Source organism: Agromyces sp. NPDC052230, assembly GCF_040679595.1.
Lineage (GTDB): Bacteria > Actinomycetota > Actinomycetes > Actinomycetales > Microbacteriaceae > Agromyces.
The window spans coordinates 380,790-395,090 of sequence record NZ_JBFAVC010000003.1 but is presented as its reverse complement, the minus strand read 5'-3'; the positions used below and the strand labels follow the sequence as shown (position 1 = coordinate 395,090).

The 14,301-nt window shown below is 69.6% G+C and carries 16 protein-coding genes; 11 read left to right on the top strand and 5 right to left on the bottom strand.

The genetic code is table 11. The annotated features are described in order from the left end of the window. Positions 1-223 precede the first annotated feature (223 nt). Positions 224-427 carry a cold-shock protein gene (locus tag AB0K73_RS09695; RefSeq protein ID WP_360517592.1) on the top strand — a complete coding sequence of 68 codons (204 nt, stop codon included), beginning with the start codon at positions 224-226 and terminating at the stop codon, positions 425-427. A gap of 60 nt (positions 428-487) precedes the next feature. Here the strand turns inward: AB0K73_RS09695 and AB0K73_RS09690 are convergent, their stop codons facing one another. Next, entirely contained in the window at positions 488-1,360 is an 873-nt protein-coding gene (locus AB0K73_RS09690; RefSeq protein ID WP_360517590.1) for an NAD(P)-dependent oxidoreductase, read from the bottom strand. A 94-nt stretch (positions 1,361-1,454) separates the two neighbouring features. On the opposite strand from AB0K73_RS09690, the gene AB0K73_RS09685 reads away from it, so the two are divergent. The 4 genes from AB0K73_RS09685 (at position 1,455) to AB0K73_RS09670 (ending at position 3,629) form a co-directional block, all read left to right on the top strand. Next, entirely contained in the window at positions 1,455-1,598 is a 144-nt protein-coding gene (locus tag AB0K73_RS09685) for a hypothetical protein (RefSeq protein ID WP_360517587.1), read from the top strand. A gap of 164 nt (positions 1,599-1,762) precedes the next feature. Then, a complete protein-coding gene (locus tag AB0K73_RS09680; RefSeq protein ID WP_360517584.1) occupies positions 1,763-2,800 on the top strand; it encodes an acyl-CoA desaturase in 1,038 nt (345 codons plus the stop codon). Between the two features lie 107 nt (positions 2,801-2,907). Further along, a complete protein-coding gene (locus tag AB0K73_RS09675) occupies positions 2,908-3,114 on the top strand; it encodes a cold-shock protein (RefSeq protein WP_360517581.1) in 207 nt (68 codons plus the stop codon). Between the two features lie 197 nt (positions 3,115-3,311). Then, entirely contained in the window at positions 3,312-3,629 is a 318-nt protein-coding gene (locus tag AB0K73_RS09670) for a zf-TFIIB domain-containing protein (RefSeq protein WP_360517578.1), read from the top strand. 6 nt (positions 3,630-3,635) lie between these two features. Here AB0K73_RS09670 and AB0K73_RS09665 read toward each other — a convergent pair whose 3' ends face one another. The 3 genes from AB0K73_RS09665 to AB0K73_RS09655 all read right to left on the bottom strand — a co-directional run bounded on the left by AB0K73_RS09665 (position 3,636) and on the right by AB0K73_RS09655 (position 7,469). Further along, positions 3,636-4,757, bottom strand: a complete 1,122-nt coding sequence (locus AB0K73_RS09665; protein WP_360517575.1) for a glycosyltransferase family 4 protein — start codon at positions 4,755-4,757, stop codon at positions 3,636-3,638. Further along, positions 4,754-6,895, bottom strand: coding sequence for a glycogen debranching N-terminal domain-containing protein (locus AB0K73_RS09660; RefSeq protein ID WP_360517572.1), 2,142 nt, complete (start codon positions 6,893-6,895; stop codon positions 4,754-4,756). Before AB0K73_RS09660 ends, AB0K73_RS09665 begins: the two co-directional genes overlap by 4 nt. 157 nt (positions 6,896-7,052) lie before the next feature. Further along, positions 7,053-7,469, bottom strand: coding sequence for a VOC family protein (locus tag AB0K73_RS09655; RefSeq protein WP_360517569.1), 417 nt, complete (start codon positions 7,467-7,469; stop codon positions 7,053-7,055). A gap of 160 nt (positions 7,470-7,629) precedes the next feature. Between AB0K73_RS09655 and AB0K73_RS09650 the strand changes: the two genes are divergently transcribed. The 6 genes from AB0K73_RS09650 (at position 7,630) to AB0K73_RS09625 (ending at position 11,655) form a co-directional block, all read left to right on the top strand. Then, the gene (locus tag AB0K73_RS09650) at positions 7,630-8,028 is read left to right on the top strand and encodes a metalloregulator ArsR/SmtB family transcription factor (protein ID WP_360517566.1); all 399 of its coding nucleotides are present in this window, start codon (positions 7,630-7,632) and stop codon (positions 8,026-8,028) included. After that, complete coding sequence (locus AB0K73_RS09645; RefSeq protein ID WP_360517563.1) at positions 8,025-8,507, top strand: SRPBCC family protein; 483 nt, start codon at positions 8,025-8,027, stop codon at positions 8,505-8,507. Before AB0K73_RS09650 ends, AB0K73_RS09645 begins: the two co-directional genes overlap by 4 nt. Before the next feature lie 27 nt (positions 8,508-8,534). Beyond that, positions 8,535-8,975 (top strand): VOC family protein, encoded by a 441-nt coding sequence (locus AB0K73_RS09640; protein ID WP_360517560.1) that lies wholly within the window; start codon positions 8,535-8,537, stop codon positions 8,973-8,975. 180 nt (positions 8,976-9,155) lie between these two features. Continuing rightward, positions 9,156-9,755, top strand: a complete 600-nt coding sequence (locus tag AB0K73_RS09635) for a hypothetical protein (protein WP_360517556.1) — start codon at positions 9,156-9,158, stop codon at positions 9,753-9,755. A gap of 7 nt (positions 9,756-9,762) precedes the next feature. Beyond that, a complete protein-coding gene (locus AB0K73_RS09630) occupies positions 9,763-10,626 on the top strand; it encodes a PhzF family phenazine biosynthesis isomerase (protein WP_360517553.1) in 864 nt (287 codons plus the stop codon). A gap of 39 nt (positions 10,627-10,665) precedes the next feature. Then, a complete protein-coding gene (locus AB0K73_RS09625; RefSeq protein ID WP_360517550.1) occupies positions 10,666-11,655 on the top strand; it encodes an aldo/keto reductase in 990 nt (329 codons plus the stop codon). 174 nt (positions 11,656-11,829) lie between these two features. Here the strand turns inward: AB0K73_RS09625 and AB0K73_RS09620 are convergent, their stop codons facing one another. Next, positions 11,830-14,265 carry a phosphoketolase family protein gene (locus AB0K73_RS09620; protein WP_360517547.1) on the bottom strand — a complete coding sequence of 812 codons (2,436 nt, stop codon included), beginning with the start codon at positions 14,263-14,265 and terminating at the stop codon, positions 11,830-11,832. Positions 14,266-14,301 lie beyond the last annotated feature (36 nt).

The following is a 14,301-nucleotide window of genomic DNA, read 5'->3' as shown; positions in this document are numbered from 1 at the left end:
CCTTCAACGATTCCTCCATCTAGCGGGCGCTCGCCCGTGCCTCCACCTGATTGCCCGGAGGCGGACTGATCCGCGTGGCATGACCCGATACGAGACGGCGGATGCCTGAGCGCAATCCCGCCCCTCGCCCCTCGCTTCGGCGGCACCGGGCCGTCGGGGCCGCGATCGACCCTCGATCGCATCGGGGTCGCGAATGCGGCCCGCAGGACAGAAGGACAGCAGTATGGCAACCGGAACCGTCAAGTGGTTCAACGCCGAAAAGGGCTTCGGCTTCATCGCCCCCGACGACGGCTCGGCCGACGTCTTCGCGCACTTCAGCGCCATCACGGGGAACGGCTACCGTTCGCTCGATGAGGGCCAGAAGGTCGAATTCGAGGTCGCGCAGGGCCCCAAGGGCCTCCAGGCCGAGAACATCCGCGCCCTCTAGGTCGCACCACGACGAACGCCGTCGCCGCCCACGGGCAGCGGCGGCGTTCGTCGTCTGCGATCAACCCGCGGTGTCGCGCGAGTCCCGCGAGTCGCGTGAGTCGCGCCACGTGTGCCGCGGCTCGTACCCGAGCACCCGGCGGGCCTTCTCGATGGAGAGCAGCGTGTCGTTGACGCCGAGGTCGCCGCGCACCGGGACATCCGGGAACACCTCGGCGACGAGTTCGGCGTTCGGGCGGCTCATCACGGTGTCGGCCGCCGCGATGATGAACCGCTCGAACCCAGGCTGCCCCTTGGCGAGCGCGAGACTCACCGCCTGCGCGCCGTCGCGCGCGTCGATGTAGCCCCACAGGTTCCACTTGCGCAGCGTCGCGTCGGCGTCGAAGGCGGGGAACGCCTCGTAGTCGTCGGGGTCCATGACGTTCGAGAACCGGAGCGCCGTGATCGACAACCCCGGGTCCCAGCGCACCAGCTCGATCGCGAGCTGCTCCTCGAGGTGCTTCACGAGCGAGTAGGTGCTCTCGGGGCGGGCCGGGTACTCCTCGTCGACCGGGATGTAGGGCGGCGGGGTGTCGAAGGGAAGGCCGAGCACGGTCTCGCTCGACGCGTACACGATGCGCCGGATGCCGAGGCGCCGTGCGGCCTGGAAGACGTTGTAGGTCGCGAGCATGTTGTTGCGGAAGGTTGCCGCGTCGCTCTCCAGCCCGGGCGCCGGGATCGCGGCGAGGTGCACGATGGCGTCGACCCCCGAGTGCCGGTCGTCGACGCCGGCGATGGCGTCGATCACCTGCCCGTAATCGGTCAGCTCCACGCGGATGAACCCGCCGCGTCTGCCGTGCAGGTCGAGGTTCCAGACCTCGTGCCCCTCGTCGCGGAGCGTACTGACGACGGTGCGGCCGAGCTTGCCGGTGCCTCCGGTCACGATGATGCGCATGCGACCAGTCTGCACCGGCGGAACGAGGGACGCCGAGATCCGCGATCTTCGCAACCCCCTCCCCGGCCGCATCGACCGCACCTAGTCTCCTGAGATGACCCATGAACCCGACCGCCCAGGTGCCGGGGAGTGGGTGCCGCCCGGCGCCGACGTCGAGGACGCGGGCGATCGCCGCGCCGCCTACGAGACCTTCGTCGACGAACTCCGCACCGCGGCCGACACCACTGGAGAATCATGAGCCCTCACAGCGCCTTCCCATTCCGACGCCCTATGATGGGATCATCTGCAGCGGGTGGTTTACCCGCACATGGCCGGCTGGGAAGTCGACAACCAGCTGGGAACACTATCTCTCACACCGAAACCTTCGGTGCAATTCGGGCAACGAAGCCCCGCACCGGCTCCATGGACATCACACGGAGCTACACGGCACTTTCCCGGGTCGTTCGCGAATCCGGCCTCCTGAACCGCACTCGCTGGTTCTATCTCTCGCTCGTCGCAGGTCTCGCGCTCGCCCTCGGCGGAGCGATCACCGGGTTCATCCTGCTCGGCGACTCGTGGTTCCAGCTCCTCATCGCGGCCGCGCTGGGCCTGATCTTCACCCAGGTGGCGTTCCTCGCCCATGAGGCCTCGCACCGCGCGGTGCTCGAATCGGGCCCCGCGAACGACCGCATCGGGCGCATCCTCGCCGCCGGCGTCGTCGGCATCAGCTACGCCTGGTGGATGACGAAGCACACGCGGCACCACGCCAATCCCAACAAGATCGGCAAGGACCCCGATATCGACTTCGACACGATCTCCTTCACCGAGGAGTCGGCGGCGAAGCAGCGCGGGGTCATGGCGTTCATCACGCGCCGGCAGGGCTGGTTGTTCTTCCCGCTGCTCACGCTCGAGGGCCTGAACCTGCACATCACCTCGGTGCGCACGCTCTTCGCTCGCGGACCGGTCAAGGGCCGCTGGATCGAGCTCAGCCTCATGGCCGCGCGGTTCACCGTCTACCTGGGTGCGATCTTCTGGGTCCTCCCCCTCGGCATGGCGTTCGCCTTCATCGGCGTGCAGTTGGCGGTCTTCGGCATCTACATGGGTGCCTCGTTCGCGCCCAACCACAAGGGCATGCCGATCATCCCCAAGGACGCGAAGCTCGACTTCTTCTCGAAGCAGGTGCTGACCTCGCGCAACGTCTCGGGCGGCTGGTGGGCCAGCGCGCTCTTCGGCGGCCTCAACTACCAGGTCGAGCACCACCTCTTCCCCAACATGCCGCGTCCGCACCTGGCGAAGACCCGCGAGATCGTTCGCGAGTACTGCCGCACGCTCGACGTGCCCTACACCGAGACGACGGTGCTGCAGTCGTATGCCATCGTCGTCAGCTACCTCAATCGCGTCGGCCTCGCCGCCCGTGACCCGTTCGATTGTCCGATGGTGAACCAGTTCCGTCGGGTCTGATCGACCACAAGCTTCCGGCGGCGGACGTCGCCGTCGGAACCCCGCACGGCCCCGAGTCGTGCACGTCGCAGCCGTTCAGCGGCTCGGCTTTACAGAAGGAAAAGAATATGGCAACCGGAACCGTCAAGTGGTTCAACGCCGACAAGGGCTTCGGCTTCATCGCCCCGGATGACGGCTCTGCCGACGTGTTCGCGCACTTCAGCGCGATCGCGTCGGGCGGATACCGTTCGCTCGAGGAGAACCAGAAGGTCGAATTCGAGACCGCCCGCGGCCCGAAGGGCCTGCAGGCCGAGAACATTCGCGTCATCGCGTAGTTCTCGCACCCCATGATCGGCGGTCCGCCGCCGGTCGACGAGCGGATGCCGCTGCCGGCGCCTCCCAGTGAGGCGCGGCGCGGCATCCGTTCGCGCATTTCCGGCCCTGGTCTAGGGCGCGCAACGCCGTATCGACACCCGGAGCATCCTCCGAGCTTCGAGCCATAGGCTCGCCCGACACCCCGAAGGAGAAGCCCATGCAGTGCCCCAATGACGGATCCGTGCTCGTGATGAGCGAGCGCAGCGGCATCGAGATCGACTACTGTCCGACCTGTCGCGGCGTCTGGCTCGACCGTGGCGAACTCGACAAGATCGTCGAGCGTGCGGCGCGCGAATTCGCGGCGCCCTCCTCGGTGGCGCCGCCGCCCCAGCCGCAGTCGCCCGTGCAGCCGCAGGGCCCCGGCTACGGGCAGCAGCCCGCCCCGGCATACCAGCAGCCGTACGACCGCGGGTACGACCAGGGCTCCCCCCGCCGCAAGAAGAAGGAGAGCTGGCTCTCGGAGCTCTTCGACTGAGTTCCGCTACGCGTTCGTCGACTCCCCGACGGCGGATCGACCGGGCTGCTCGCCGGCGGCCGGCGACTCGTCTGCGGCCCTCGTCGGCCACGCCTGGGCATCCGCACGCCCCCACGGGTGATCGACGAGATCCTCGAAGAGCGCGATGTAGTCGGCGGCCATTCGCCGCGCGGTGAAGCGGGCCTCGACACTCGCGCGACATGCGCCGCGATCCAGGTCGGTGGTCCTCCCGAGCGCCTCGGCCAGCTCGTCGAGGTCGTCACGGATGTACCCCGTGCGTCCCTCGTCGACGATCTCGGGCACGGAGCCCCGGTTCGTGGACACCACCGGCGTACCCGTCGACATCGCCTCGATCATCATGAGCCCGAACGGCTCATCCCATTGGATCGGGCTGAGCAGCGCGAGCGATGAGCCCATGAGCTCGTACTTCTCGTCGGCATCGAGTTCGCCGAGGTACTCGGCGTTCGAACCGAGCGCCGGGCGCACGACCTCGTCGAAGTACTCCTCCTCGGCGGGCTCCCGCATCTTCGCCGCGATGCGGAGCGGAATGCCTGCCCGCTCGGCGACGGTGATCGCCTCGGGGAGCCCCTTCGACGGATTCATCCGGCCGACGAAGCAGGCGCTGTCGCCGCCGGGGCCGATGGGGATGGTCTCGACGTGGATGCCGTGGTGGATCACCCGCGCGATGGGGATGTCACCCGCGGTCGAGGCCTGGTGATGCGAGATGGCCACGAACGCCATGTCGGGTGAGGCGACGGCGTACAGCTCCTGCACCAGGGGGATGAAGGGTCCGTGGGCGATGGTCACGGTGGGCCCCGTGCGCAGGCTGCGGGCGACGATCGGGCCGGCCAGCGTGTTGTCGACGACGACGTCGGCGCCCTCGAACTTCGTGTAGGCGCGGATCAGGTGGCGCAGTTCGTGCGTGGTCACGCCCATCGTCTCGTGGTCGGCGGGCGGGAACCCCTCGAGCTGCGGCACCGACGAGGTGCTGTCACCGGATGCCGCGAGCATCACGTCGTGGCCGGCATCCACGAGCTCGCGCGCGAGGATGTCGATGAACGACTCGATGCCGCCGTATGCAGACGGCGGAATGGGAATCCACGGGGGTGCGATGATGCCGATCCTCATGAGTGGTCCTTTCGGGTGGAGACGGCCGGCGCCCAGCGGGGCGTCCGGTGAAGCGTGACGCCCGGAGGGAGCCCGGCGACCGATGCGCCCTTACGCGTGGCATCCACCGAGATCCGGGCGCCGGCGAAGGGCATGTTGCGGAGGTGGATGTCGCCGAGGTCGTTCGTGGACGTCGGCGCGAGCCACAGGTCACCGGTGGGCACCGACGGGTCGAATCGGAGCGTCGTGCGCAGCAGCGAGAACGGTGTCGCCGCCGCCCAGGCCTGCGGTGAGCACGAGGCCGGATACGCCACCGGTTCGGGGTATTCGGTGCGGTCGAAGCCGCAGAACAGCTCGGGCAGGCGGCCGCCGTAGTGGCTGGCCGCTTCGAAGAGCCCGATCACGATGCGGTTGGCCTCCTCGACGAAGCCGTAGCGCATGAGCCCGGCGGCGATGATCGCGTTGTCGTGCGGCCAGACCGAACCGTTGTGGTAGCTCGCGGGGTTGTAGGCGCCCATGTCGGTGGCGAGGGTGCGCACGCCCCAACCGCTGAACATCTCGTTCGAGAGCAGGCGCTCCGCGACCGCTGCGGCCTTGTCGTCGTCGACGATGCCGCTCCAGAGGCAATGGCCCATGTTCGACGCGCAGGCGTCGACCGTTCGCTTCCTCCCGTCGAGGGCGATCGCGAAATAGCCCCGGTCGGGGAGCCAGAATCGCTCGTTGAACTCGCGCTTCAATTCCTGGGCTCGGGTGGCCCACGCTTGCGCGCCGTCGGCGTCGCCCTGGATCGTGGCGAGTGCCGCACGCGCCTCGTAGGCGGCGTACACGTAGCCCTGCACCTCGCAGAGGGCGATGGGAGCCTCGGCGAGGGTGCCATCGGCGAACGAGATGCCGTCCCACGAGTCCTTCCAGCCCTGGTTCACGAGGCCGTGCTCGTTCATGCGGCCGTACTCCACGAACCCGTCGCCGTCGCGGTCGCCGTCACGGGCGATCCAGTCGAGCGCGCGGTCGGCGGCGCGGATGAGGTCGGATGCGTCGTCGGGAAGTGCGCCCCAGCGGGCGAGCTCGCCGAGCACCACGACGAACAACGGCGTCGCATCCACAGTGCCGTAGTAGACCGAACCGCCCCCGAGAGCCAGGTTCGTCGCGGCGCCGAGGCGGACCTCGTGCAGGATCTTCCCGGGCTGCTCCTCGGAGAACCGCTCGAACTTGGTGCCCTGCAGGTCGGCCAGCGTCTGCAGCGTCCCCACCGCGAGCGTCGGGTCGAGCGGGAGCGACATGAGCGCGGTGAGCAGGGAGTCGCGCCCGAAGAGGGCCATGAACCACGGGACACCGGCGGCCACGACGGCGCGTTCGGGATGCCGCGGGTCGAAGATGCGCAGGGAGCCGAGGTCGCGCTGACTCTGCAGGACGACGCGTTCGAGCGTGACGTCCTCGAGCGACGGCACCGGGATGCCCGACTGCCAGGCCAGGAACCGCCGCGCGGGCTCCAACTGGGGGAGCGGCCCGGTGTCGGTGCCGATCGACACCACCTCGCCGTCGACGATCGGCGCGACGCGCACCTCCGCCGACCACGTTCCACGCGGCCCGAGGATGACGTCGAACGACAGGCGGTCGCCCGACACGGCGGCACCCGGTGCCGAGATCGCCAGGCCGAAGCTCCGATCGCTTCGGGCGGAGTCGATCCGCAGCCGTCCGGGCGATTCCTCGCCCGCCGGCCGCGGCTCACCCGTCGCCCGGCCCTCCTTCACCTCGAAGATGTCGGCGAAGTCGGACTCGGCAATGAGTTCGACGCGATAGAACGTGGGCTCTCGCGAGTAGCTCTTGAGGGTCAGCGTCTCACGGAGCCCGTTGTCCACGTGACGATCGCGCTCCACGATGAGCGAGGTGTCGGCGCGCCCGGGGATGTGCCCGGCTCGTCCGATCATCACGGCCTGGAACGGTTGGGGCGTGGCCGACGACAGCGCCTCGACGGGCGCACCGTCGATGAGGAGGGTCCAGCGCGAGACCAGCCTCGTGTCGCGGAAGAAGACGCCGTGGGGAAGCTCAGGCACGATGTCGCCGTTGGCCGCGGAGACGCAGAACGAGGACCCCTCGACGATCGTGACCGCGCCGTCACCGGCGGTCTGTGCGAGCGTGTCCGTGTTCCATCCCGTCATCGCATCCGTCTCCAACCCATCGGCCGGCGCATGCGTCCGCAGCGCCGGGGTGTCCCACGGTAGGCGGGGTGTGTCGGAGCGGCGAGGGGTTGACAGCCGCGAGGGACCGAGACCGACCTCGGACGCGACATCCGGTGTCGAGACCCCCCGAAACCGCCTACGACGCCGAACCGGCGATGTTGACGACCCAGCTCACGCCGAAGCGGTCGACGAGCATGCCGAAGGCGTCGCCCCACGGCGCCGTCTCGAGCGGCTCCACCACCTTCCCGCCCTCGGCGAGCCTCTCCCAGTAGCCGCGCAGGGTCGCGTCGTCGTCGCCCGAGAGGGACACCGAGAAGCCCTCGTGGCCGCGGAACTCCAGGTGCTTCGGTGTGTCGGCGGCCATCAGGGTGACGCCGTTCGCGCCGTCGATCTGGCCGTGCATGACGAGGTTGTTCTCGGCCGGATCCTGGGCCGCCTGGAAGTCGGCGAACGTCGAGATGGTGAGTTCACCGCCGAAGACGGCGTGGTAGAACTCCAGCGCCTCGCGGGCGTCGTCGTGGAAGTTCAGGTACGGATTGAGCGTGACGGGCATCGTGGCCTCCAGGTCGTCGTCGTTCCTCCGCCCGATTCTGCTCCGGATGCCGGAGCCCCGCGAGTCCCGCGTACGACCCACTTGACGAGCCGATGCTGTCGGCGTACTGTAGTCAATGAATTGGTTGATCAAATGAATGGTTGATAACGAAGGAGGCGGGATGATCGTGGACCCGAGCGCCGACGACCGTCTCGACCGCGCCTTCATGGCACTCGCCGACCCGGTGCGACGGGGCATCATCGCCCGTCTGAGCCGGGGGCCGGCCACGGTCAATGAACTCGCCGAGCCGTTCCAGATCACCAAGCAGGCCGTCTCGAAGCACATCCAGGTGCTCGAGCAGGCCGGCCTCGTGACCCGCAGTCGCGACGCGCAGCGACGCCCGGTGCACCTGGACGCCGCGCAGCTCGAGGCCCTCACCGCGTGGATCGACCGCTACCGGCTGATCCACGAGCAGCAGTTCCGCGCTCTGGACGCGCTGCTCGCCACCGACCGCGGCACGAACGCCGCAGCATCCGATGCCGGACCGACGCCCGGCACCACAGAGGAGAACCCATCATGACCACCACCACCAACCCCGTCACCATCAGCGCCCCCGAGGGCCTGCCCTTCATCGAGATCGAGCGCGAGTTCGATGCGCCCGTGGCCGCCGTGTTCAACGCGCACCGCGACCCCGAGCTCGTGAAGCAATGGCTCGGTCCGAACGGCTACGAGATGGCCGTCGACCGCTGGGACTTCGTCAGCCACGGTGGGTACCGCTACGTCCACACCAACCCCGAAGGCGAGGCATACGCGTTCAACGGCACGTTCCACACGGTGCGCGAGAACGAGCTGGTGATCCAGACCTTCGAATTCGAGGGCTTCCCCGACGTCGTGAGCAACGAGACGCTGACCTTCGAAGACCTCGGCGACGGGCGCACGCGCGTCCGGATCCACTCCGTGTACCCGAGCGTCGAGACCCGCGACGGCATGGTGCAGAGCAACATGGAGCAGGGCCTCCGCGAGGGCTACCAGCGACTCGACGAGGTGCTCGCGGCCTGACCCCCGCGACGAAGGAGGGAGCACATCATGGACTGGACCCTCGAGGTCGTCATCGTCCCGGTGAGCGATCTGGATCGCGCCATCGAGTTCTACCGTGATCGGGTCGGATTCGAGCTCGACCATGACACCGTCATGGGCGAGATGCATTTCGCCCAGCTCACCCCGCGCGGGTCGGGTTGCTCGATCGTCATGGGCACACTCCCTGCGCAGCGCGAGATGACGCCGGGGTCGCTGAAGGGCGTGCAGCTCGTCGTCGCAGACGCCGAAGCGGCACGTGCGGAGCTGGTCGAGCGCGGAGTCGAGTGCACCGAGATCCAGGTGATCGACCCTCGCGACGGCGGGACGTTCTTCGGCTTCTCCGACCCCGACGGCAACTCGTGGGCGGTGCAGCAGATCAGGGCGCGGGCGGAGCATCCGCTCATCCCGATCGAGGCCCGTCAGCGGTTCGGGGCCGAGCAGGAGGCCTGAGCCCTCAGCCCCTTGTTTGAACCGATCGCTTCCGCAGGAGAATGGGTCCCATGCCCGCCCCACAGGCGGGATGGGGCCCATTCGCCTGCACGAGCTACGGGCGTGACAGCCGGCGTGACACCCCATGGGGGCATTGCATCATGATCCGACGGCGACGATCATGATGCAGGGGGTTGAAGCATGGGGAGGCAGGCGAAGGCAACCTGGATCGGCGAGCACGGGGGTGCCGCCGTCACGTTGCACCTGGAATCGGCGGGGTTGCACATCTCCGGCGAACGCCGCGCGAGCGTGCCCCGCACCGCGTGGACGCACGTGCAGGCGGTCGACGGGATCGTGTCGTTCGAGGCCGACGGGGACACCTATCGGTTCCGGCTCGGGCCGGCGGCATCCGCATGGGCGAATGCCCTCAGCACACCGCCGCCGACGCTGGCCGAGAAGCTCGGCGTGACCCATGGCACGCCCATCGCGGTCCGCGGAGCGCTGCCCCGGCCCGAGCTCGAGGACGCGCTGGCGGATGCCCCGCGCGCCGCGCCATGGGAGGCGGAGCTCGTCGTCGTGGTCGTGAGAAGCGACGCCGAGCTCGAACTGCTGCCCGTGTGGTTCGGGGAGTGCGGCGTCGCGACCCACGTCTGGGTCGTGCACGGCAAGGGCCGCGGCTCGACGGCACCGGGCGACAACGCCGTGCGCTCCGTGCTGCGGGCGGCCGGATGGCGCGACACGAAGTCGAGCGCGGTGTGCGACACCTGGTCGGCGACACGGTACTCGCCGATCAGGGCATGATTGCGGGATGACGACCCCCGAGATCCTCCGGTACGCCGCGTTCACCGACGAGCCGAGTGGCGGCAATCCTGCCGGGGTGGTGCTCGACGCCTCCGCCCTCGATGACACCGAGATGCAGCGCATCGCCGCCGATGTCGATGACGCCGAGACGGCGTTCATCACGGGGGAGTCGAGCGGTGCCCGCGTGGTGCGCTACTTCTCGCCCGTCGCCGAGGTGCCGTTCTGCGGTCACGCCACCGTCGCCACCGCGGTCGCGATCGCGGAACGCGAGGGACCCGGCCTGATCCGGTTCGCGACCCCGGTCGGCGAGGTCGCGATCGAGACCTCCGACGACGCCGGCGCCCTGCGAGCCGCGTTCACGAGCGTCGAGCCCGAGACGTTCCCCCTTCCCGACGACGTGCTCGACCTGCTGCTCGACCTCTTCGGACTGGTGCGTGAGGACCTCGACGACCGGTATCCGCCGCTCGTCGCGTTCGCCGGGAACCGGCACCCGGTGCTGGTACTGCGGGACGCGGCGGCGTTCGACGGCTTCCGATTCGACCCGGCGGCGGCCCGGCAGCTCATGGACGCGCAGGCCTGGCCCGCGACGATCATCGTGCTGCACCGGCTTCCGGATGCCGCGGGCGGGGGCCTTCGGTTCGAGGCGCGCAACCCGTTCCCGGTCGGCCGCATCACCGAGGATCCGGCGACGGGTGCCGCGGCGGCCGCCGTCGGAGCGTACCTTCGGCACCTCGGCGTCGTCACGCCGCCGGCGCGGGTCGAGATCGAGCAGGGGCGTCACGTCGGCCGGCCGAGCGAGCTGATGGTCGACATCCCCGAGCGTGGCGGCATCGTGGTGAGTGGTCGCGCCGTGCCCATCCCGGTCGGGTGAGCCCTCGCTGCGATGCAGCTGCGGGCTAGGCTCGACCCCATGCAGACCCGCACGCTCGGCCGCACCGGCCGCACTGTCTCGATCATCGGACTCGGCACCTGGCAGCTCGGCGCCGACTGGGGAGAGGTCGACGAGTCCGACGCGCTCGCCGTACTCGACGCCGCCCACGAGGCCGGCGTCACGTTCTTCGACACGGCCGACGTCTACGGCGATGGCCGCAGCGAGTCCCTCATCGGCCGCTGGCTGCGCGAGCACCCCGGCTCGGGCGTGACCGTCGCCACGAAGATGGGCCGTCGGATGCCGCAGGAGCACGAGAACTCCTCGCTCGAGCACTTCCGTGCCTGGACCGACCGCTCCCGCGCCAACCTCGGCGTCGACACGCTCGACCTCGTGCAGCTGCACTGCCCGCCGACCTCGGTGTACTCCGACGACCGGGTGTTCGACGCGCTCGACACGCTCGTCGACGAGGGTGCGATCGCCGCGTACGGCGTCAGCGTCGAGCAGGTCGACGAGGCGCTCACCGCGATCGCCCGGCCGAATGTGGCGAGCGTGCAGATCATCCTCAACGCGTTCCGGCTGAAGCCGCTCGACGACGTGCTGCCCGCGGCCCGTAGGGCCGGCGTCGGCATCATCGCGCGCGTGCCGCTCGCGAGCGGGCTCCTCTCGGGCCGTTATACGGTCGACACGCAGTTCGCCGCCAACGACCACCGCAACTTCAACCGGCACGGCGAGTCCTTCGACGTGGGCGAGACGTTCTCGGGCGTCGACTACGAGACGGGTGTGCGTGCCGCGGCCGAGTTCTCGGAGCTCGCCCGGGCTGCGGCACCCGACGCCACGGCGGCGCAGGTCGCCCTGGCCTGGATTGCCGCGCAGGACGGCGTGAGCTCGGTCATCCCCGGTGCGCGCAGCCCCGAGCAGGCCCGGGCGAACGCCGCGGCGGGGTCGCTCGAACTGCCCGAGGGCTTCGACGCGCAGGTGCGCGAGCTCTACGACCGCGAGATCCGGGTCCTGGTGCACGACCGCTGGTAGGCGCCTCAGTTGCGAGCCGCGCGCCGCTTCTGTCTCTGTCTGTCTGTCCGAAACCGCGGATATACGATCCGACACGCCGCTGTGGCCGCCCGAGCGGCGGGGTGTCGGATCGTATATCCGCAGAATCGGACGCTTCGCGCCGCCTCCCGCCGCGCACCTGAGTACGCGGGAGCTTCAGGCGCGGAACTCCCACCCCGTGATCCAGTCGGGGTCCTCGCCGTACTCGTACGCATGGTCGCGCGCGGCGGCTCGAGCGGCATGCCACTCGTCGGCGATCTCGGCCACCCCGGGCTCGCCCGCGAGTCCGGGCACCCGGCGCAGCACGTCGAGGGCGAGCCGGTATCGGTCGAGATCGTTGAGGTGCACCATGTCGAACGGCGTCGTCGTGGTGCCACGCTCGACGAATCCGCGCACGTGCAGGTTCTTGTGGTTGGTGCGGCGGTAGGCGAGCTGGTGCACGAGCGACGGGTAGCCGTGGAACGCGAAGATCACGGGTGACTCGCGCGTGAAGATCCCGTCGAACGCGAGGTCGGGCAGGCCGTGCGGGTGGTGCGACGGGTCCTGCAGGCGCATGAGGTCGACGACGTTCACGACGCGTACGGTCAGCTCCGGCAGGCGGTTCCGCAGGAGCTGGGCGGCCGCGACGGTCTCGAGGGTCGGCACGTCGCCGGCGCACGCGAGCACCACGGCGGGCACGGATGCCGCGGGGTCGTCGGGGTCGAAGTCGGGCTCGTTGCCCGCCCATGCCCAGACCCCGAGGCCGGCGGTGACGTGCGCCTCGGCCTCGTCGGCCGACAGCCACTGCGGCTGCGGCTGCTTGCCGGCGACCACGACATTGACGCGGTTCTGGGTGTCGAACACGTGCCGCATGGTCGTGAGCAGCGTGTTCGCGTCGGGCGGCAGGTAGACGCGCACGACGTCGGCCTGCTTGTTCACGACGACGTTCAGGAAGCCCGGGTCCTGGTGCGAGAACCCGTTGTGGTCCTGCCGCCACACGTGCGACGAGAGCAGGTAGTTCAGCGACGCGACGTCGCCGCGCCACGCGACGTCGTTGGCGGACTCGAGCCATTTCGCGTGCTGGTTGAACATCGAGTCGACGATGTGGATGAACGCCTCGTAGCTCGTGATGAGTCCGTGCCGCCCGGTGAGCAGGTACCCCTCGAGCAGGCCCTGCATGAGGTGCTCGCTGAGCGCTTCGATCACGCGGCCCGACCTCGCGAGGTGCTCGTCGAGCGGATGCAGCTCGGCGGCCCACGCCCGGTCGGTGACCTCGAACACCGCGCCCAGCCGGTTGGAGAGCACCTCGTCGGGACCGAACAGTCGCACGTCGTCGGGGTTCGCGCGCATGAGCTCGGCGAGCCATTCGCCGAAGACCTTCGTGGCCTCACCCGTCGCACCGCGCGCCTCGACCGGGACATCGAGCGCGAACGGATCGGTGTCCGGAAGCTCGAGGCGCCGCACGATGCCGCCGTTCGCCACCGGGGTCGCGCTCATGCGCAGCTCGCCGCGCGGCCGCAGCGCGTCGAGGGCGGTGGCAGGGCGGCCGTCGCCGTCGAAGAGCTCCTCGGGCCGGTACGAGCGCAGCCACTCCTCGAGCATCGCGAGGTGCTCGGGGTTCTCACGTACCCCGGCGAGCGGCACCTGGTGTGCGTGGAACGTGCCCTCGACCTGCACTCCGTCGACCACACGCGGACCCGTCCAGCCCTTGGGGGTGCGCAGCACGATGGCGGGCCACCGCGGCGGCCGCTGGTCGAAGGCGCCGGTCGCGGCATCCGCTCGGATGTCGGAAAGGCGCTCGAACGCGACGTCGATCGCGTCGGCCATGCGCGCGTGCACGGCCAGGTGGTCCTCGCCGTCGAAGCCGCCGGTGACGAGCAGCGGTTCGTAGCCGTTGCCGCGGAGGAACTCGACGAGCTCCGACTCGGGGATGCGCGCGAGCAGGGTCGGGTTCGCGATCTTGTAGCCGTTGAGGTGCAGGATCGGCAGCACGGCGCCGTCGGTCATGGGATTCAGGAACGCGTGCCCGCGCCAGCTCCCGGCGAGCGGTCCGGTCTCGGCCTCGCCGTCGCCGATGACGCACGCCACCACGAGGCCCGGGTTGTCGAGCGCGGCGCCGTACGCGTGCATGAGCGAGTACCCCAGCTCGCCGCCCTCGTTGATGGAACCGGGTGTCTCGGGCGCCGCGTGCGACGGGATTCCGCCGGGGAACGAGAACTGGCGGAACAGGCGCCGCATACCGTCGCGGTCAGCCGCGACCGCGGGGAACAGCTCGGAGTAGGTGCCGTCGAGCCAGGTGTTGGCGACCATGGCGGGGCCACCGTGTCCCGGTCCGCACACGTACAGCGCGGGAGTTCCGCGCTCGACGATCGCCCGGTTCAGGTGCGCGTAGACGAGGTTGAGCCCGGGGGAGGTGCCCCAGTGGCCGAGCAGGCGCGGCTTGATGTGCTCGGGCGTGAGCGTCTCGTCGAGCAGCGGGTTGTCCATGAGGTAGATCTGCCCGACGCTGAGGTAGTTCGCCGCACGCCACCAGGCGTCGACGACCTCGAGGTCGACGGATGCCGCCGCCGCGTCGATCCCGGAACTCCCGCCCTGCTCGCCCGCTTCGGCCATTCGTCTCCCCCGCCCGTCCGACTCCGCCTGCATCCC

Bases quoted from the DNA above. Each gene is read 5' to 3' on its own strand.
- AB0K73_RS09695 (WP_360517592.1), top strand. From the start codon at position 224: ATGGCAACCGGAACCGTCAAGTGGTTCAACGCCGAAAAGGGCTTCGGC.
- AB0K73_RS09690 (WP_360517590.1), bottom strand. From the start codon at position 1,360: ATGCGCATCATCGTGACCGGAGGCACCGGCAAGCTCGGCCGCACCGTC.
- AB0K73_RS09685 (WP_360517587.1), top strand. From the start codon at position 1,455: ATGACCCATGAACCCGACCGCCCAGGTGCCGGGGAGTGGGTGCCGCCC.
- AB0K73_RS09680 (WP_360517584.1), top strand. From the start codon at position 1,763: ATGGACATCACACGGAGCTACACGGCACTTTCCCGGGTCGTTCGCGAA.
- AB0K73_RS09675 (WP_360517581.1), top strand. From the start codon at position 2,908: ATGGCAACCGGAACCGTCAAGTGGTTCAACGCCGACAAGGGCTTCGGC.
- AB0K73_RS09670 (WP_360517578.1), top strand. From the start codon at position 3,312: ATGCAGTGCCCCAATGACGGATCCGTGCTCGTGATGAGCGAGCGCAGC.
- AB0K73_RS09665 (WP_360517575.1), bottom strand. From the start codon at position 4,757: ATGAGGATCGGCATCATCGCACCCCCGTGGATTCCCATTCCGCCGTCT.
- AB0K73_RS09660 (WP_360517572.1), bottom strand. From the start codon at position 6,895: ATGACGGGATGGAACACGGACACGCTCGCACAGACCGCCGGTGACGGC.
- AB0K73_RS09655 (WP_360517569.1), bottom strand. From the start codon at position 7,469: ATGCCCGTCACGCTCAATCCGTACCTGAACTTCCACGACGACGCCCGC.
- AB0K73_RS09650 (WP_360517566.1), top strand. From the start codon at position 7,630: ATGATCGTGGACCCGAGCGCCGACGACCGTCTCGACCGCGCCTTCATG.
- AB0K73_RS09645 (WP_360517563.1), top strand. From the start codon at position 8,025: ATGACCACCACCACCAACCCCGTCACCATCAGCGCCCCCGAGGGCCTG.
- AB0K73_RS09640 (WP_360517560.1), top strand. From the start codon at position 8,535: ATGGACTGGACCCTCGAGGTCGTCATCGTCCCGGTGAGCGATCTGGAT.
- AB0K73_RS09635 (WP_360517556.1), top strand. From the start codon at position 9,156: ATGGGGAGGCAGGCGAAGGCAACCTGGATCGGCGAGCACGGGGGTGCC.
- AB0K73_RS09630 (WP_360517553.1), top strand. From the start codon at position 9,763: ATGACGACCCCCGAGATCCTCCGGTACGCCGCGTTCACCGACGAGCCG.
- AB0K73_RS09625 (WP_360517550.1), top strand. From the start codon at position 10,666: ATGCAGACCCGCACGCTCGGCCGCACCGGCCGCACTGTCTCGATCATC.
- AB0K73_RS09620 (WP_360517547.1), bottom strand. From the start codon at position 14,265: ATGGCCGAAGCGGGCGAGCAGGGCGGGAGTTCCGGGATCGACGCGGCG.